This window comes from Cupriavidus sp. SIMBA_020, assembly GCF_046535395.1.
GTDB classification, from domain to species: Bacteria; Pseudomonadota; Gammaproteobacteria; order Burkholderiales; family Burkholderiaceae; genus Cupriavidus; species Cupriavidus campinensis.
The window spans coordinates 1-276 of sequence record NZ_JAWRWU010000483.1; the positions used below are offsets into that span (position 1 = coordinate 1).

General features: G+C 62.7%; 1 protein-coding gene. It reads left to right on the plus strand.

What is annotated here, in order from left to right:
* Positions 1-276 (plus strand): tetratricopeptide repeat protein (locus SB751_RS30160; RefSeq protein WP_410749041.1); only part of this gene is annotated, 276 nt, incomplete at both ends.

The following is a 276-nucleotide window of genomic DNA, read 5'->3' on the forward strand; positions in this document are numbered from 1 at the left end:
CGGCCTGAACTTTCTGTTGAACGAACAACCGGACAAGGCGATCGACGCGTTCATCGAGGTCGCGAAGCTCGACCCGGAGACGGTCGAACTGCACTTCGCGCTCGGCAACCTGTTTCGCCGCCGCGGTGAAACGGACCGTGCGATCCGCGTGCACCAGAATCTGCTGAGTCGCACGGACCTGCCGGTGAACGAGCGCGACCACGCGCTGTATGAACTCGGCCAGGATTTTCTGAAAGCCGGCCTGCTCGATCGTGCCGAAGAGGCCTTCCACCGGCT